The sequence below is a fragment of the Rhodococcus sp. WS3 genome (genome assembly GCF_003797085.1).
GTDB lineage: Bacteria > Actinomycetota > Actinomycetes > Mycobacteriales > Mycobacteriaceae > Rhodococcus_F > Rhodococcus_F globerula.
Genome location: NZ_RKMA01000003.1, coordinates 183,802 through 200,742, shown reverse-complemented (window position 1 = coordinate 200,742; position 16,941 = coordinate 183,802). Strand labels below are relative to the sequence as shown.

Annotated in this window: 16 protein-coding genes; 5 read left to right on the top strand and 11 right to left on the bottom strand. The window is 60.9% G+C overall.

Translation table 11 applies throughout. The annotated features are described in order from the left end of the window. Genes EEB13_RS22020 through EEB13_RS21980 form a run of 9 tightly spaced genes read right to left on the bottom strand, consistent with a single transcriptional unit; the run spans window position 1 to window position 8,938 of the window. Complete coding sequence (locus EEB13_RS22020) at window positions 1–558, bottom strand: mce associated protein mas1a (RefSeq protein ID WP_141486278.1); 558 nt, start codon at window positions 556–558, stop codon at window positions 1–3. Next, entirely contained in the window at window positions 545–1,765 is a 1,221-nt protein-coding gene (locus EEB13_RS22015; protein WP_141486277.1) for an MlaD family protein, read from the bottom strand. Before EEB13_RS22015 ends, EEB13_RS22020 begins: the two co-directional genes overlap by 14 nt. After that, on the bottom strand, window positions 1,762–2,829 hold the full coding sequence (locus tag EEB13_RS22010) for an MCE family protein (protein ID WP_261984614.1): 1,068 nt from the start codon (window positions 2,827–2,829) through the stop codon (window positions 1,762–1,764). Before EEB13_RS22010 ends, EEB13_RS22015 begins: the two co-directional genes overlap by 4 nt. Next, on the bottom strand, window positions 2,829–3,926 hold the full coding sequence (locus EEB13_RS22005) for an MCE family protein (protein WP_045069365.1): 1,098 nt from the start codon (window positions 3,924–3,926) through the stop codon (window positions 2,829–2,831). Before EEB13_RS22005 ends, EEB13_RS22010 begins: the two co-directional genes overlap by 1 nt. Continuing rightward, window positions 3,923–4,978 carry an MCE family protein gene (locus EEB13_RS22000; protein ID WP_092807367.1) on the bottom strand — a complete coding sequence of 352 codons (1,056 nt, stop codon included), beginning with the start codon at window positions 4,976–4,978 and terminating at the stop codon, window positions 3,923–3,925. Before EEB13_RS22000 ends, EEB13_RS22005 begins: the two co-directional genes overlap by 4 nt. Beyond that, on the bottom strand, window positions 4,978–6,021 hold the full coding sequence (locus EEB13_RS21995; protein WP_141486276.1) for an MCE family protein: 1,044 nt from the start codon (window positions 6,019–6,021) through the stop codon (window positions 4,978–4,980). The genes EEB13_RS22000 and EEB13_RS21995 overlap by 1 nt, the downstream gene beginning before the upstream one ends. Further along, on the bottom strand, window positions 6,018–7,268 hold the full coding sequence (locus tag EEB13_RS21990; RefSeq protein WP_141486275.1) for an MCE family protein: 1,251 nt from the start codon (window positions 7,266–7,268) through the stop codon (window positions 6,018–6,020). Before EEB13_RS21990 ends, EEB13_RS21995 begins: the two co-directional genes overlap by 4 nt. 3 nt (window positions 7,269–7,271) lie before the next feature. Then, entirely contained in the window at window positions 7,272–8,129 is an 858-nt protein-coding gene (locus EEB13_RS21985) for an MlaE family ABC transporter permease (RefSeq protein ID WP_033234515.1), read from the bottom strand. Continuing rightward, window positions 8,129–8,938 (bottom strand): MlaE family ABC transporter permease, encoded by an 810-nt coding sequence (locus EEB13_RS21980; RefSeq protein ID WP_033234514.1) that lies wholly within the window; start codon window positions 8,936–8,938, stop codon window positions 8,129–8,131. Before EEB13_RS21980 ends, EEB13_RS21985 begins: the two co-directional genes overlap by 1 nt. A 292-nt stretch (window positions 8,939–9,230) precedes the next feature. Between EEB13_RS21980 and EEB13_RS21975 the strand changes: the two genes are divergently transcribed. Beyond that, on the top strand, window positions 9,231–10,472 hold the full coding sequence (locus EEB13_RS21975) for a TetR/AcrR family transcriptional regulator (protein WP_141486274.1): 1,242 nt from the start codon (window positions 9,231–9,233) through the stop codon (window positions 10,470–10,472). A gap of 4 nt (window positions 10,473–10,476) precedes the next feature. Here the strand turns inward: EEB13_RS21975 and trhA are convergent, their stop codons facing one another. Continuing rightward, window positions 10,477–11,145: a PAQR family membrane homeostasis protein TrhA gene (trhA, locus tag EEB13_RS21970; RefSeq protein WP_033234512.1), complete on the bottom strand. Its 669-nt coding sequence runs from the start codon at window positions 11,143–11,145 to the stop codon at window positions 10,477–10,479. A 163-nt stretch (window positions 11,146–11,308) separates the two neighbouring features. Here trhA and EEB13_RS21965 point away from each other — a divergent pair, with 163 nt between their 5' ends. After that, window positions 11,309–12,076 carry an isoprenyl transferase gene (locus EEB13_RS21965; RefSeq protein ID WP_033234511.1) on the top strand — a complete coding sequence of 256 codons (768 nt, stop codon included), beginning with the start codon at window positions 11,309–11,311 and terminating at the stop codon, window positions 12,074–12,076. 6 nt (window positions 12,077–12,082) lie between these two features. Here EEB13_RS21965 and coaA read toward each other — a convergent pair whose 3' ends face one another. Continuing rightward, the gene (gene coaA, locus EEB13_RS21960) at window positions 12,083–13,015 is read right to left on the bottom strand and encodes a type I pantothenate kinase (RefSeq protein ID WP_033234510.1); all 933 of its coding nucleotides are present in this window, start codon (window positions 13,013–13,015) and stop codon (window positions 12,083–12,085) included. A gap of 172 nt (window positions 13,016–13,187) precedes the next feature. Here coaA and EEB13_RS21955 point away from each other — a divergent pair, with 172 nt between their 5' ends. The 3 genes from EEB13_RS21955 (at window position 13,188) to EEB13_RS21945 (ending at window position 16,855) form a co-directional block, all read left to right on the top strand. Further along, the gene (locus tag EEB13_RS21955) at window positions 13,188–14,459 is read left to right on the top strand and encodes a DUF885 domain-containing protein (protein ID WP_141486273.1); all 1,272 of its coding nucleotides are present in this window, start codon (window positions 13,188–13,190) and stop codon (window positions 14,457–14,459) included. Beyond that, window positions 14,456–15,763: a serine hydroxymethyltransferase gene (glyA, locus tag EEB13_RS21950; RefSeq protein WP_045069374.1), complete on the top strand. Its 1,308-nt coding sequence runs from the start codon at window positions 14,456–14,458 to the stop codon at window positions 15,761–15,763. Before EEB13_RS21955 ends, glyA begins: the two co-directional genes overlap by 4 nt. Before the next feature lie 75 nt (window positions 15,764–15,838). Further along, window positions 15,839–16,855 carry a patatin-like phospholipase family protein gene (locus EEB13_RS21945; RefSeq protein ID WP_141486272.1) on the top strand — a complete coding sequence of 339 codons (1,017 nt, stop codon included), beginning with the start codon at window positions 15,839–15,841 and terminating at the stop codon, window positions 16,853–16,855. Window positions 16,856–16,941 lie beyond the last annotated feature (86 nt).

The following is a 16,941-nucleotide window of genomic DNA, read 5'->3' as shown; positions in this document are numbered from 1 at the left end:
CTATTTCGTCTCTACGTTGCTGACGAGCCACTGGTCGTTCGATCGGACCATCGAGATGACCATCCGATACTTCTGCGCATTCCCTTGCGGCGCAGCAACATTTTTGGCTTCCTGATCGACGAACACCAGAACTGTTGCCGATGAACTGTCCATGGACTCGATACCTACGTGTGCCGCCGTAGCGGTTGCCTGCCCCTGCCCGCCGGCGACGACATCGCGCAGCGAATCGACCATGGTTCGGTAAGTGCCGGCAAACTCGTCGGTCGACATGGAGGCAATCGAGTCCTTGTTCGCGTCCAGATCCTGGTAATCGAAGGAAGACATGATGACCGAGTATTCGCGGGCAGTGTCGAGAGCTTCCTGGCGCAGAGTGTTGTCCTGGCTTTCCGAATACATCTGAAATCCCCACGCCGCCACTGCTGCGACCAGTGCCAGCGCCAATACGGCAGTCAGGGCGGTGCGCGGCGTCTTCAGGCGTCGCAGCAACGACGGACGGCCCGGCTGGTCACCCGATTCCTGCTCGGTCGTTTCCATCAGTGTGCTCTCAGCGGGTGCCATTTCCCAGTCCTTCCAACATCGATCTCCAATAGTTCAGTGCGTCTACGCCGGTCGGAATGAGAATGGGATCATCGACAACCGGCGGGCCGATCGGCGTGCCGGGGATGGTGGCATTCTGCAATCCGAGATCGTTCGGTCGCGGAGCATTTCGCGCTCCGCGTTGGACCAGATCATCGGCCGGTGGGCAGTACATCGCGAGGTTCGGGCTGGTGGGGGAGAGATCACCGACTTCGCGCCTGGGAGTGTCGTAGTTGCATACCGGTCCTTGTGTGGCGACCAGCGCAAAATCGGCGCGATCACCCTTCACGATCGAAGCCAGATCCGCGAGGCCTCGAGGGATCGTGACCAATCCCGTTTCCAGGGCATCCGTGCGGTCGGAGATGATCGGAGCAACTGTCACGAGATTGGCCAAGACGGCTCCAAAAGTGTTGTGGTACTGGTCGAACAACTGTTGTGCACTGCTCAACGCTGCCGGTGAATGATCGGTGAGATAGATCAGTACCGGCGCGTTGGAATCGAGTTGCTCGGTGAAGTTCTTGGCAGCCGACATCCCGCGGACAAACGAATCCGATTGTGTTGCCATGGAATCAACCAACGTCGAGGTGCGTGAGAGCAGCGCCGCGAGTTCCACGGACTGATCGTTCAACTGTGCGGACAGCGTCCCACCGTTCTCGATCATCGTGGACAGACTTGGGCCGAGTCCGTTGAACGAGTTTCCCAATTCGGTTCCGATGTCGCTGATCGCCTGCGGATCGAGACCCTCGAGCACATCCGACGCCTGAAGCATCAACTGGCTCATCTGAACCGGCTGTTGATCCGCCGGCATCGCGATCTCGTCGCCGTCCTGAAGGTAAGGTCCCTGATCGGTGTTGGGATAGATGTCCACGTTCTGAATTCCGGCGGCAGTTCCCATCGTCACTTTGGCAACACTGTCGGCGGGTATCTCGGCGTTTTCGTTGAGCGAGAGCTCTACGCGAGCGGAACGGGTACTCGAGTCGAGAGCAACCTCGCTGACCTTTCCCACCTGCACCCCGCGGTACGTGACCACCGTTCCCGCGGTCAGGCCGAAAGCGTCGGACATGGTGGCGTGAAGCCGGATGTGATCTCCGAAACCTTGTGGACCGACGACGTAGACGATGCCGAACGGAATGACGACGGCAGCGGTGAGCGCAAACAAGACAAGTTGCACGAGCGCAAGACGTTTCATCGTCGGCCTCCCTGCAGAAGATCGGTCAGAGTTCCGGGCGCCGCGATAGCTGCTGCGCCGCCGGTCATCCCACCGGTCCAGAGTTTGTCGATCGTGCCGGGAATGTCGAGGGCGCCGTCGAACATCAGGTAGTCGCCGCGCACCGCATAGGTGAAACTTTCGAGCATTCCGTTCATATTTGCCAGTGTCTGGCCCATCTCGGAGTTGAACGAATCGAGAGTCCCGACAACGGTCGACGCATCCTGGAGCATGCTGTCGAGCCCGCCCGGAGAGGAGTCGAGAATCGTGTTCGCGTTGACGGCGAGTTGAACCGTCGAGTTCAACAGGCTGGAAATCTGATCCTTCTGACCGACAAGAATCGACACCACCTGAGGGACGGAATCCAAATAGTTGTCGATGATCTCGCGTTGCCCGGCAAGCTGCGAGGAGACCCGAGCGGCGAGATCGACGGCCTCGTTGAACTCGTCCTGATGACTACTGGCTTCCGCCATGAGGGAGGTGAGAGTATCGGTCAGGGAGCGCACCTCACCGGACCGGCCGGAGAACGCAGTGTTGAGTTCCCTCACGACGGTATCGAGTTGGTCGATGCCGCTCCCGGTGAGAACTGTCCCGAGTGTCGCGAGTGCACTTTCCACCTGCGGGCCGATCTCGGTGCGGGACTCCGGAATGGTGTCACCGTCGCTCAACACCGAACTCGATGGTACTTCCGGCAGAAGTAGTCGAATGAACGGATTACCCAGCGCTGAGGGAAGTTCGACGGATGCTTCGACATTGTCCGGCAACTGAGTCGCAGTGTCCAGACTCAGACTCACCCGGGCTCCGACCACGTCTGCGGACAGTGCGGATACCCGTCCGATCACCTTCTGACCACTGCGGACGTCGGCTCCCAGAACAAGACCGTCAGCGCCCGCCAACTGCACTGCCACGGTGTACGCATCACCGTCTGCCGAGCGGCCCAACGGAAGATCCTGGATTCCGGCGCTGCAACCGCCGAACGCAAAGACCACCGCGCAACCAACACCGACTGCCGCGACTGCGGTGAGTATCCGAACAGACTGCCGCATCAGTTGCCACCTCCCGAGGCCACGCCGCCGGAAACCGCAGACGCGATTCCGAGCGGATCGGACGCACTGAGCGGGAAGGAAATGGGGTTGGTGAAGCCGGCACCGGTGCAGATCGGCAGCTTGTACGTCTCGCACAGCGGTTGCGCCACAGCAAATTGCGTCAGTGCTGTCGAGACATTGAGTCGAATACGTCCACGCTGATCGGGGCCGATGGTGCCGGACAGGTTTGCCATCATCAACGGCACAAGGTCCATGAATTCGGCGAGACCCGGTTGTTTTGCCGCCAGTACGTCGCCGAGGACCGCAACGTTGCCGGCGATGGCACCGACGTCGTCGCCGTGAGTGGTCATGAAGCGCTCCAGCTGATCGAACACTACCTGTAAATCCTGAAGTGGTTGGGAGATGTCCATGTTCTGGCTCGACCACTGATCACCCAATTGGCCCAAGTCGCCGACAAGTTCGTCGAGACTGACCTGCCGGGCGTCGAGAGCGGCCATCAAGGTGCTGAGGTTGTCGACGAGTGCGCCGATGTCTTCGGACCGAGCACCGACTACTCCCGTTGCCGTACTGAGGTTTCGGATTGCCATGTTGAACTGATCGCCCTGGCCCGCCCACCCGGCCGCACCGCGACTGACAAGATCCCCGAGATTGCCGCCGTCGCCGGCAAACGCTTCGGCCAAGGTGCTGACACTTCCCATCAAACCGTCGAAATCGATTGGGGAATGTGCGCGTTCGACGGGAATCTGATCGCCGTCTTCCAAAGTGTCTCCGCCGGTGTACGCCGGTCCGAGTTCGATGTGGCGATCACTGATCACCGAAGGATTGAGAACATACGCCGACGCATCTGCCGGAAGTTCCACGGACGTCGGCATGGACATCGCCACCCGAACCGATGTTCCTCGGGGCTCGACCGACGTGACTGTCCCGACGCCGACACCGAGAACTGTGACCTTGCTTCCCTCGTAGATCCCCCCGACGTAACTGAAATCGGCGTAGACGGTCTTCGACTGATCGGTTCGTCCGAAGATGTACCAGCCTGGCAGCGCGATCGCGAGGGTCACGACGAGCAGGGCAGTGACGGCTTTTCGTGGATTCACTTGCAGCCCTCCATGATGCCGAGCGCGCAGAGCAGATTGTCCGGGATCACGGCTGCCGGTGCGTTGACGTCGGTCCAGTCGCCCGTGCCGGTGGCGTCGGTGACCGAGCGCAACGCAGACGGAAGACGTGTCATCAGCAGGTCGATCTGATCGGCATTGTTCTTCAGCGTTGTGGTGACGGCGACCAGGTTGTCTGTCAGTGCTCCGAATTCGCCCTCGCGTGCGGTGAACGTAGTGGACAGCTTCGAGATGATGATCGTCAGGTTGTCGACGAGTTGAGTGAGGGCGTCCTTGCGCATGGCAAGTGTGCGCACGATGGTCTGAGCGTTTGCGGCCGTGTTCACTATCGAATCAGTCTGCGCCACAGCCATGTCCGACAGCTCTCGCGACATCGTCAGGATTTGGTCGATCTGCTCGCCGTTCTGTGCGAAGGCTGCGGAGGCACCACTGATTCCGGCCAGCGCTCGGCCGACCTGATCGGAGTCGGTCGGAATCACCTGCGAGAGAGTGTCCATCATCGACTCCATCGCTTGCAGATCTACGCCGGTTGCCGCGTGGGTTGCGTCGGCGCTGACGTCGTCGAGGCTGTACGGCACCGTTGTTCGCGAGAGTGGGATGACGCGTCCGTCGTTGTCGTCCACAACACCGGCAGGCACCACTTCGAGGTAACGCTTACCCAGGACGGTCTTGAGTCGGACGGTGGCGGTGCTCTGGTTGCCCAACGGTTGATCCTTGTCCAGGCGGAAGCTGACGATCACGTGGTCTCCGGCAAGTTCGATGGAATCCACCCGTCCGGCGGGAACTCCGGCTACGTACACCGGGTCGGTGTCGGAAAGGCCACTGGCATTGGCAAATTCAGCTGTGTATGCCGACGTTCGAACGTTGTACCAGAGTTTCGGAATACCCAGCGCGGCAGCCAGTCCGACCACCAGAACAAAGATCCCGAGGCTGCCCAACGCCAAAGCAGTTCCGCTGCCGCTCTGGCGACGGTCCCCTTTGAACAGAAAAAGCATGATGCCCACAAAAACGTCGATCAGCTTGACCAGAAACATCATGAGCACACCGGCGAATGTGTTGCGCCGAAGATGTTGGCTTCCACGTCCCCTGCCTTCAGTGTGAAATTGCACAGATAAAGATTGATGAAACTTCCGTAGCTGCCGATCCTGTTTGCGGCATCGGCAAACTGGGGGAGGTTCGCGACAAGTCGATTGAATTCGTCGGTGCTCGCAATCCAACCGGCGGTCACATTTTCGAGTTGCGCAACCGTCGTGCCGAAAGATCCGTTCGATCCGGTCATCAGCTGAGCCAACGACGAGACGGTGCGGTTTCCCTGGTCCAGAAGTGCGGCAAGTTGGTCGTTCTGTTCGACAACCGAGGTACTGAGATCGTTCAAACCGTCAAGGAGGCTGACCATTTCGGGTTGGCGATCGTCGACGGAGGTGAGGAGTGTGTTCATGTTCGTCAACAGTTGCGCAAAAACATCTTGGCGGTCGACGAGACCTGATGTCATGGCGGCGATCTGGTCGAGAAGCGCGGAGATCGCGCCACCTTGCCCGTTGAACGTTTCGACAAAACTCCGAGTGAGTGTGTTGACCTGCTCGGGTTGTAATGCGGCAAACAGTGGTTTGAAGCCGTTCATCAATGCGGTCAGGTTGATCGGGGGCGTTGTCTGCGTCAGCGGAACAGTCCCACCAGGTTCCAGCGTTCTCGCTGACACCGATGCTGGTCCCGATTGCGCACCGTCATTGTGAGTCAGTGCGAGGTAGCGGGCGCCCAACATGTCGCCGTAGCGGACGGTAGCCCGAACATCGGACGCGAGAGAATACTGCGATTCGATCTCCACGTCGACGATCGCTTTGCTTGTGCCACCACCGTTGTCGGCAAACGCGACCGAGTCCACCCTGCCGATCCGGACACCCGACATGGTCACCGGATTACCGGGATTCAAGCCCTCCACGTCCGTGAACTCGAACGAATAGGAAGCGGTGTCCCCACGAACCGGTACCGACAGCGTGTTTGCCACGAACGACGCGCACGCGAGTCCGGTGATACAGAACAGTGACAAGCGAACTACCTGAGCGGTCCGAATTTTCACGGAATACTCACCTCGTTTCCCCGGACCAACGGCCCCAACATGAGAGTTGTTGCGGGGTTGGGAGCGGTGGCCTCGCCGGCCGTGTTGTCGAGTGGCGTGTTGTCGAGTGGCGGGTTGCCGAGCAGCTGATCCTCGAGAATGAGAAGCGCTGAGGCTTCGTCAGCGCCACCGGTAACCGGCACCAGATTGGTGCCCGAACTCAGATTGGTACCCGAACACTGCGCGCCGCGCTCATCCACGTACTGAGGGCAATCCTCGCCTGTGTACGGAAGCGGATCGGCAAACGTGGGAACTGCTGTGATGTTGAATTTTCCGGTGGAGAATACCCGCGCACCGGCGGCACCGAAAGCGCCGGCATTGGCCAGAGTGGAGCGTAGGCCTTCGGGGTTGGCTGCTGTTGTTGCGAGTATCTTTCCGGTGGAGTCGATGACGGTGATGATGTTGCCGGTGTTCTCGTCGACAAAGTTGTCGAGCGTCGCGGCGAAGACCGCGGCCGCACTCATCGATCTCTCGAGGTTTTCCTGGTTGGCGACCATGCTGTTGGAGACTGACGTGGCCGCTGCAAGGGTGTCGAGTATGTCGGGAGTTGCGCGGTCCAATGCGTCGACAACCGACGTGAATTCCGGTGTCGAATCGAGGAATTGGTATGCCGCCGGTGTCAGCACTGACGAGGCGGCGCTGAGATTGTCGATAGTGGCACCGATTTCGGCGCCGTTCCCGTCCAAGGCCTGACCCAGCGCGGTCAGAGCGGTGTGCATTTTCTCGGGGCGCATCGCGGTGAGTACCGACACCAGTTCGGTGTACACGTCGTAGAGTGCGACGGCTTCGGGACCGGTGTCCATGGGGATGGTGTCACCCTGCGACAGCGTTGTCTGACTCTGGGCATTCGGATTGTCGACAAGCTGCATGTAGATGTCGCCGAAAAATGTCCGGGGTACTACTCGTGCCACGACGTCTGCCGGGATCTTCGACGCTTCACCGGTATCGATCTGCAGCTGCACCACTGATTCTGTAGTACCCGAATCGATGTCGCCGATGCGGCCGATATTGACCCCGTGGTATCGAACCGGGGCCTCGCCACTGATCAACCCGGCGTCGGCAGGAATCGCGACGTACACATCGGTGCTGCGTTCGAGATTGCCCGAGCCGCGCAACACCATGGCGACTGCGGCGACGACGGCTACCGCTATAGCCACCGCGCCGCGCAGTGCGTAGGCCATCTTGGTGCGCGTAGTAAGTCTGTCCACGGCTCAGACCCCCATTCCGGGGATTTGGGGAACCAGACCCCACAGGCCGAAAGTCATGATGACGTCGAGGATTCCGATCGCGAGGATTGCAGTACGGAGCGCGCGGCCGGCTGCCTGACCCACACCCGCCGGTCCACCGGAGGCGTAATATCCGTAGGCGCAATGCACCAGCGCGACAACGGCTGCGAAGACCACAGCTTTGAGACCGGAGTAGAGGAGATCCTGCGGGGAAATTGCGAGGTGGAAGAAGTAGTCGTACGTTCCGGCCGATGCGCCGTTGAAGAACACGACGACAAGTCGGGTCGACAGGTAGCTGGCCAGCAGGCCGATCATGTAGATCGGAATGACGCAGATCATTGCCGCGATCACCCGAGTGCCGGCGAGGAACGGGATGGATCTGATCGCCATCGAGTCCAAGGCGTCGATCTCATCGGAGATGCGCATAGCGCCGATCTGCGCAGTAAAGCCCGTTCCGACCTTGGCGGCCAACGCAATTGCAACTACAACCGGCGCAAGTTCACGTGTGTTGGCAACGGCCGACAGCATTCCGGACAGTGAGGTCATGCCCACGAGTTCGAGTCCTCGATGCATTTCGACACCCAGCATCATTGCGGCTGCCAGGGACATCGCGAACACGATGCCGATAGTTCCGCCGCCCGACAGCAGCGAGTTCGTGCCGAAGCTGACTTCGCTGATCTGGCCGAGTACATGCTTGCGATACTTGGTGAGGGCAAACGGAATTGACGCGACTGTACGGACGTAGAACGTCACATGCTGACCGAGCGACACCAAACCGTCGGCAGCGGTCCGCAGCGGTCTGCTTGCCTGGTGTGCTCTGATCCGTAGATCGACGAGCGACATCAGAATTCACCGACTGCCGGAACTATGACGGTGTACAGCGCGGACAGAACCGTGTTGGCGATGAAGACCAGAGCAAAGGCGATGACCACGGCTTCGTTCACGGCATCGGCGACGCCGCGCGGGCCGCCCTTGGCGTGGAGTCCTTTGAAGGTGGCGACCAAAGTCGAAGCGATACCGAAGATCGCGGCCTTGACCAAGGCCATGACAAAGTCGGATGACCGGCCGTACTGGCTGAACGTCGCCATGAATGTTCCGGCAGGCAGATGCTGAACGTAGATGTGGTAGAGGTAGCACGCAATCACTCCGCCGAACGTGACCATGGAACATAGTGCCAGGGAAACAACTACCGCTGCAACCAATCTCGGAGCAACAAGACGCTCGATGACGTCGATACCCATGACTTCCATGGCGTCGATCTCTTCGCGGATCTTCCGTGAACCCAGATCGGTACAGATTGCCGATCCGGCAACCCCTGCCATCATCAGCGCGCACACCAGCGCTGCGGCCTGACCCACGATGATGAACGCGACAACTGCACCGGAGTAACCGCCTGCGCCGATTCGCCCCGCGAGCTCACCGACCGACACCGCGATGAAGACGCCGATCGGGATCATGAGCAGCAGGGACGGACCGGTGCTCACCCGGCCGATGAACAGCGTTTGAGTTATCGTCTCGTGCAACGAGAGCCGCCTGCGGATGATGGCCGTGAACAGGCCGAACAGTGCCTGCACCGAGAATCCGATCAGGTAGCCGCCCTCGAGCGCTACGTCTCGTACCGGGCCTTTCGAGGCTGGCAGTTCGTACGTCACCTGGTTCTATTCCTTTGCAGCTCAAGTTCTTTCATTGAAGATGTCGAGTGTGTTCAGGCGTCGAGACGGGCCGACGTGCAGGGGTGCGATCGTGGCGGATTATGTGTGAATCATTTCACAGCAACTCGCGTGCGGCAATAGTTATGTGAATGGGAATTCTTCTCAGAACTTGTCTGGTTGGCGACGGAAACTTGATATAACTACAGTTGAAAGCTGCATCTTCGAGTGCGTGCACGGTAGGTGCGCGCAAGATGTGTACGACTATTCTCGATACGGAAGCAGGCCGGAGACAGTGACAACAAGAGACCTGAGGGTTGCTCCGGCCGTCGGTCGGAGTCGTGCGGTCGAAGCAAAGAAGAGACCGAAAGACCGCAAGGCACAAATTGCGGCCGCAGCGGCAATCGCCTTCAGTGAGCGCGGCTACCACGGTGTCAGTGTCGAAGACATCGCGTCGTCGGTGGGCATCTCGCCCTCGGCTCTCTACCGCCATTTTCCGAAGAAGTACGCACTGTTTCAGTATTCGGCGCTGTCGTTGATGGAAGCGCTCACCGAGGCTCTCGATGCGGTGGAGAGCAGCGGGCACGATGCCGATCGGCTTCCGCGCGATCTGCTGGCTGTAATCCGAACCACGATCAGCAATCGCCGGACCGCGGGTATCTACCGTTGGGAGAGCAGGTTTCTCGAACCATCAGACAAAGCGGTGATTCGCGAGCATTCGATTCTGATCAATCGCCGGGTGGGTGCCCATTTGTCACCGTCGGACACTCCGGTCAGTGAGCGCGACGCAAGGCTTGTGGTGGCCGCGATGTTCAGCGCGATCGGAAGCATCACGGCCCACAATCTCGTATTGCCGCAGAAGACAATTGAACGCATCCTGCTGAGTGCATGTGTGGCGATAGATCAGGCGAGATTTGCGCGAGGTCGCCAGGACAATCCACAAAGCCGCCGCTCGGTGCTTGCGCCGCTGGGGGACAACAAGCGGGAGCGTCTACTGCATGAAGCGGTGCGGCTCTTCGACTCCCATGGCTACCACGACGTCAAGATCGAAGAGATAGCTGCCGCAGCTGGTTTGAACGCGTCCGGCATGTACCGATACTTCCCGAGCAAAGCCGACCTTCTCTCCGCCATCTTCTACCGGGCTGCAGATCGCCTGGACGTCGCTACGGTGTCGGTGCTGGACGCGTCGGATTCACCGGCCGAGGCACTGACATCACTGTCGTTGATGTATGTCGACTTGTCTTTTGCGCAACACGAGTTGATGTCCATCTACTTCTCCGAGATGCACAATCTGTTGCCCAGTCATCGAAATGACTTGAAGAGTCGGCAAAAACTCTACGTGGTCGAATGGGCGCGATTGCTCCGTGAGATCCGACCGGAGCTCACGGAGCCCGAGAGCATGTTCGTCGTGCATGCTGCGCTGAACGTGGTTCCCGATGTCGGCCGTCTGCTCGGATTCGATCCTGGGCCGGAGAATGTGTGGAAAGTTCACTGCTTGGTTTCGGCAGTTCTGTTCGGTGGACCAGCGCAGCGGTGATGCGTCAGTTGAAGACGACGAGCCAGACGGCGATGTAGTGGCAGATTGCCGCGACGACCGTTGCGGCGTGGAAGAACTCGTGATGTCCGAACGTCGTGGGCCACGGGTTCGGCCATTTGGTGGCGTAGAGAATTGCTCCGACGCTGTAGAGGATTCCGCCGACGAGTAACAGCACCATCGGCGCGACGCCAACCTGGTGGGTCATCTCACCGGCGACGGGCACGATGGCCCATCCCAGAATCAGGTACAGCGGCACACCCACCCACTTAGGGGCTGTCGGCCACAGCATCTTGAGCGCAACGCCTGCGAGTGCACCAGCCCAGACGACCGCAAGGACGACAGTGCCGGTCTCGCTGGGCAAGCCCAGCATCGCAAACGGTGTGTAGCTGCCCGCGATGAACAGGAAGATCATCGAATGGTCGGCGCGCTTCATCCAGATGCGGGCGTCGACGGTTTTCCAGTGGATGCGGTGATAGGTCGCGCTGATGCCGAAAAGGCCACAGATGGTGATGCTGTAGATCGCCGTGGCCAAGGCCGCCTTGGCTCCGACTTGAGCGCCCGCCACCGCGACGAGAACGATGCCCGCTACGACGGAAACGCAGAGTGCCCACAGATGGATCCATCCGCGCATGCGTGGTTTGACCGGAAGTGCATCCAACCCGAGTGCTGTCATCGTTTAACTCCTTTCGGCAACGCTGCCAGAACCTACGGTACCGTAGGTTACGTGTCAGTAGCATAACCTACCTGCAGCTTTTCGACGCGCCCATAAAGCGTGACGGCGCTCGCAAGTGGGGACAAGGTCCCGGCGTAGTCTTTGTCACCATGGTGATGTCACGGTGAAGGTGCGCGGACTGCTGTACAGCATCTACGAGCGACGGCTCTTGAAGCATTTGGATGGACTCACCCATCCGAGGCACGTCGCGGTGATGTGTGACGGTAACCGACGCTGGGCGCGCGAGAACGGTTTCACGGACGTCAGTCACGGGCACCGGATGGGCGCACTCAAGATCTCCGAACTGCTCGACTGGTGCGATGCCGCCGGAATCGAGATGGCAACGATCTACCTACTCTCCACCGAGAATCTGCGCCGGGACCCCGAAGAGTTGGACACACTCCTCGAAATCATCACCGATGTGGTCGAGGAGATTTCCGGGCCGAGCAAGAACTGGAGCGTGCAGATCGTCGGCGCTCTGGATCTGTTGCCGGCCGAGCAGTCGCGGCGCCTTCGTGATGCCGCGGACGGAACCGAAGGCCGCACCGGAACTCACGTCAACATCGCGATCGGATACGGCGGCCGCCAGGAGATCGCCGACGCCGTTCAGTCGCTGCTGAGTGAGAAGCTCAGCCAAGGACTCAGTGGCGACGAACTGGTCCAGGCGATCACCGTCGACGGTATCGACAGTCACCTCTATACGTCAGGTCAGCCCGATCCCGACCTGGTGATCCGCACGTCGGGGGAGCAGCGGCTTTCGGGATTCCTGTTGTGGCAGAGTGCCTATTCGGAAATTTGGTTCACCGAGGCGTACTGGCCCGAGTTCCGCCGGGTCGACTTCCTCCGGGCCCTGCGTGACTATGCGGCAAGGCACCGCCGGTTCGGCGCCTGAGCGAAATCAGAGCTTGCGCAGGCGCAGTCGGTTGATCGTGTGATCGGAGTCCTTGCGCAACACCAGCGTTGCTCGCGGACGGGTGGGGAGGATGTTCTCCACCAGGTTCGGTTGATTGATCGAGTTCCAGATGTCCTTGGCGGCGCTGGTCGCGTCGCGGTCCGATAGTCCCGAGTAGTGGTGGAAGTGCGCGTTCGGGTCGGCAAACGACGTTTTCCGTAGTGCCAGGAACCGTTCGATGTACCAAGCTTCGATGTCCTCGATCCGGGCATCGACGTAGATGGAGAAGTCGAACAGATCCGAGACCATCAGACGCGGACCGGTCTGCAGCACGTTGAGGCCCTCGATGATGAGGATGTCGGGCTGACGGATCAGGTGGAATTGGCCGGGGATGATGTCGTACAGAGTATGCGAATAGACCGGGGCCGCTACCTCTTCGGCGCCCGATTTCACCTCGGTCACGAATCGCAGGAGTTTGCGGCGATCGTAGCTCTCGGGAAAACCCTTGCGGTGCATCATGCCCCGACGGTGCAGTTCTTTGGTGGGGTACAAGAACCCGTCGGTGGTGACAAGATCGACGCGGGGGTGATGGTCCCATCGGGCCAGGAGTGCTTGCAGCACACGGGCCGTCGTGGATTTGCCGACAGCCACCGAACCGGCCACGCCGATGACGAAGGGAACTTGTCGATCGGGATGTTTCTCGCCGAGGAACGTTGCGGTAGCGGCAAACAGTCGCTGCCTTGCGGCAACCTGTAGGTGGATCAGTCGAGCCAGCGGGAGGTACACCTCGGCAACTTCCTCGAGGTCGATCTGCTCACCGAGGCCGCGGAGGCCGTACAGTTCGTCCTCCGTCAGGACGAGAGGAGTCGACTTACGCAGTGTGCGCCACTGCTTACGGTCGAACTCGACATACGGGCTGGATTCGCCGGCGCGTGCCATCAGCGCAGCTCGCCGGTGCCGAGGAACTGTGATGCCGTTGGTACGGGCGAAGCGTGCGAGCAAGCCAGGCGCGAGTGCGCACGATCCAAGTGCATAACCGAATTGTGCTTGGTGCCACGTAAGGAGTTGTCGTCGGGTCGCATTCCGGGCGCGGGCGCTAGGCTTGTGCCTTATGGATCCAGACTCGCTCGTTCGCCGATATCTGCTGCTGGGACTAGGTTTCGATCGACTCGAGGAAGGGTTTGTCGACGCGTTCACCGGCGATCCGGCACTCCGTCAGCAAGTTGAAAATGCAACGAAGCCCGATCCGGGCGTACTCGCCCGCACCGCTCGAGAGCTTCGCGCCGAGTTGCCGGCAAGTGGTCTGAACGCCGAGCGGGCTCACTTCATCGACGTTCACCTACGGGCTCTCGAATGCTCCGGCCGCAAGTTCGCGGGCGAGGAGATCGGGTTTGTCGACGAGGTCGAGGCCTACTTCGACGTGCGAATTTCGAAGGGAAACGAAGACGCCTACGGCGATGCTCACCACCTGATGGGTGAGGTGCTACCAGGCCCGGGAACGCTGGTGGAGCGCGTGCAGGCACATCGCAAGGCCGACGAGATTCCGGCTGCGAAACTGGCCGAGTGCGTCGACGCGATGTCGAGTGCCCTGCGTGATCTGGTGCGTGGCACGTTCCCGCTGCCGGCGTCGGAAACCGTCGAATACGAAGTGGTGGGGGACAAGCCGTGGTCCGGGTTCAACTACTACCTCGGTGACTATCGCTCCAAAGTTGCGATCAATTCCGATCTCCCGCAGTTCATGGCGAATCTGCCGAGACTGATTGCCCACGAGTCGTATCCGGGCCATCACACCGAACATTGCCGCAAGGAAGCCGGATTGGTGGGTGCCGGGCAACTCGAGCAGACGCTCTTCCTGGTGAACACGCCGCAGTGCCTCATGGCAGAGGGCCTGGCGGATTTGGCACTCGAAGCGATAGTCGGCCACGACTGGGGACTATGGGCGCAGGAGATCTACGCGGATCTGGGGCTGGCATTCGACGGAGAGAAGGCCCAGCAACTGTCGGCGGCATCGGGCCAGCTGATCAGTGTGCGGCAGGACGCTGCGCTGATGCTGCACGACGAGGGACGCAGCCACGACGACGTTGCCGGATTCCTCGAGCGGTGGTCACTGTCGACGCCGGAGCGGGCACGGCAATCGCTGCGATTCCTGTCCTCCCCGTTGTGGCGGGCGTACACCAGCACGTACGTCGAGGGATACCGGTTGCTCGGTGGGTGGCTCGATCAGGCTGCAACGCCAGCCGACCGCACAGACCGATTCCGGCGTCTGTTGGACGAGCCGCTGGTGCCGAGCTCACTGCGTTCGGCACCGGGTGGAGACACGTCGGGTGACCTTCGTAGACTGGACACATTCGATCCCGCATCCACCTTGGAGATTCCTCGATGACCGCTGTGCCTGGCTCCGACGTCAACTCTGCACCACTCGCCGAACTCGACCCCGAGGTCGCCGAAGCTATGGCGGGTGAATTGGCTCGTCAGCGCGACACTCTCGAGATGATCGCGTCGGAGAACTTCGTCCCCCGCTCGGTTCTGCAGGCTCAGGGCAGTGTCCTGACCAACAAGTACGCCGAAGGCTACCCGGGACGCCGTTACTACGGTGGCTGCGAGAACGTCGACATCATCGAGGACCTCGCGCGTAACCGCGCCAAGGAACTCTTCGGCGCCGAGTTCGCCAACGTGCAGCCGCACTCGGGCGCACAGGCCAACGCTGCGGTTCTGATGGCTCTGATGAACCCGGGCGAGAAGCTGCTCGGCCTCGACCTCGCTCACGGTGGTCACCTCACGCACGGCATGAAGCTCAACTTCTCCGGCAAGTTGTACGACGTCGCGTCCTACGGCGTCAGCAAGGAAGATCACCGCATCGACATGGACGAGGTGCGTTCCATCGCCCTCGCCGAGAAGCCCAAGGTCATCGTCGCCGGTTGGTCCGCGTACCCGCGTCAGCAGGACTTCGCAGCCTTCCGTGCCATCGCCGACGAGGTCGGCGCGTACCTGTGGGTCGACATGGCGCACTTCGCCGGTCTGGTTGCAGCAGGTCTGCACCCGTCGCCCGTCCCGTACGCCGACGTCGTGTCCTCCACCGTCCACAAGACCCTCGGTGGCCCGCGCTCCGGTCTGATCCTGGCGAAGAAGGAATGGGCCAAGAAGCTCAACTCCGCAGTCTTCCCCGGCCAGCAGGGTGGACCGCTCATGCATGCCATCGCAGCCAAGGCCGTCACCTTCAAGATCGCTGCCGGTGAAGAGTTCAAGGACCGTCAGGTACGCACCCTCTCCGGCGCCCGCATCCTCGCCGAGCGTCTCGGCAACAAGGACGTCGCAGATCAGGGCATCAGCGTTCTGACCGGTGGCACGGACGTTCACCTCGTTCTCGTCGACCTGCGCAACTCCAAGCTCGACGGCCAGCAGGGTGAGGATCTTCTGCACGAGGTCGGCATCACCGTCAACCGCAACGCAGTTCCGTTCGATCCCCGCCCGCCGATGACCACGTCAGGTCTGCGTATCGGTACCGCAGCCTTGGCTACTCGCGGATTCGGCGACGCCGAGTTCACCGAGGTCGCCGACATCATCGGCACCGCCCTCGCCGGCGATGCCGATCTGGTTGCCCTGCGCGCCCGCGTTGCCAAGCTCGCTCTCGACGTCCCGTTGTACGACGGACTCGAGGACTGGGGCTTGCTCAGCAAGAACGTCTAAGCAGTAGTTCCCGACAGCCCGGTACCCGTTGTGGTGCCGGGCTGTCGGCGTTCTTACGGCGCCTACGATGGGCCAATGGCTCAGTCTCGGACAGTTGCATTGGCACTCGGTTCCGGTGGCGCGCGAGGCTACGCCCACATCGGTGTCATCCAGGTGCTCGAGGAACGTGGCTACTCGATAGTCGGGGTGGCAGGTTCGTCGATGGGCGCGTTGATCGGCGGCTTGTACGCAGCTGGGAAACTCGATGAATTCACCGAGTGGGCGACGACGCTGAAGGCCCGCGATGTTGTTCGGTTGCTCGACGTATCGGTGTCGGCACCCGGGGCGATCCACGCGGAGAAGGTACTCGGGCGGGTTCGAGAGATCCTGGGCGAAACGTGCATCGAAGACATGCGCATCCCGTTCACCGCCGTGGCCACCGACCTGGCGGCGGGTAGGTCTGTGTGGTTTCAGCACGGGCCGGTCGACGCCGCGATTCGTGCGTCCATCGCTATCCCCGGAGTCATCACTCCCTTGGTTCTCAACGGCCGGGTGCTGGTGGACGGCGGCATCCTCGATCCGCTTCCCGTCGCGCCGACGCTCTCGATTCGTGCAGACCTGACGATCGGTGTCAGTTTGGGCGCCGACGCCCGTGAGAATCGAACGCCCGCGCGGGTGGGTACGGAGCCACGGCCCGTCGACGAGTGGGTCGGCCGATTCAAACGGGGGACCGCCCAGTTTCTCGATCGGGAGACAGTGAAGTCTGTGGTGTCTCGATTCGGTGGTCACTCGACGGGCCTGGGTCTTGAAGAGGTGGGCCTGGATGGGGTGAGTGTGGACGAGGTGAGTGTGGACGAGGTGAGCCTGGACGAGGGAGTCGTCGATACGGGTCGTGATATCGCTCCGAAGATCGGGCGTTTGGAGATCATGGGTCGTTCACTCGAGGTCGTGCAGTCCGCGCTGGCCAGGTACCAGCTCGCCGTGTATCCACCGGACATTCTTATCCAGGTACCCCGCAAATCGGCCAGGAGTCTCGACTTTGCGCGGGCTACCGAGATGATCGCGATCGGTCGGGCTTTGACCGAGTCGGCGCTCGATGCCGAGGATTTCTGAGCTCACGCGTCGATAGTGCGGACGGCGTCGACAAGCACCTCTGTGGCGGTAAATGACACGAGTGGCATTTTGTAACCTGGCGTTCA

What these genes read in the sequence shown, in the direction of transcription:
- EEB13_RS22020 (WP_141486278.1), bottom strand. Translation starts at nt 558, where the DNA reads ATGGCACCCGCTGAGAGCACACTGATGGAAACGACCGAGCAGGAATCG.
- EEB13_RS22015 (WP_141486277.1), bottom strand. Translation starts at nt 1,765, where the DNA reads ATGAAACGTCTTGCGCTCGTGCAACTTGTCTTGTTTGCGCTCACCGCT.
- EEB13_RS22010 (WP_261984614.1), bottom strand. Translation starts at nt 2,829, where the DNA reads ATGCGGCAGTCTGTTCGGATACTCACCGCAGTCGCGGCAGTCGGTGTT.
- EEB13_RS22000 (WP_092807367.1), bottom strand. Translation starts at nt 4,978, where the DNA reads ATGTTTCTGGTCAAGCTGATCGACGTTTTTGTGGGCATCATGCTTTTT.
- EEB13_RS21985 (WP_033234515.1), bottom strand. Translation starts at nt 8,129, where the DNA reads ATGTCGCTCGTCGATCTACGGATCAGAGCACACCAGGCAAGCAGACCG.
- trhA (WP_033234512.1), bottom strand. Translation starts at nt 11,145, where the DNA reads ATGACAGCACTCGGGTTGGATGCACTTCCGGTCAAACCACGCATGCGC.
- coaA (WP_033234510.1), bottom strand. Translation starts at nt 13,015, where the DNA reads ATGGCACGCGCCGGCGAATCCAGCCCGTATGTCGAGTTCGACCGTAAG.
- EEB13_RS21955 (WP_141486273.1), top strand. Translation starts at nt 13,188, where the DNA reads ATGGATCCAGACTCGCTCGTTCGCCGATATCTGCTGCTGGGACTAGGT.
- glyA (WP_045069374.1), top strand. Translation starts at nt 14,456, where the DNA reads ATGACCGCTGTGCCTGGCTCCGACGTCAACTCTGCACCACTCGCCGAA.
- EEB13_RS21945 (WP_141486272.1), top strand. Translation starts at nt 15,839, where the DNA reads ATGGCTCAGTCTCGGACAGTTGCATTGGCACTCGGTTCCGGTGGCGCG.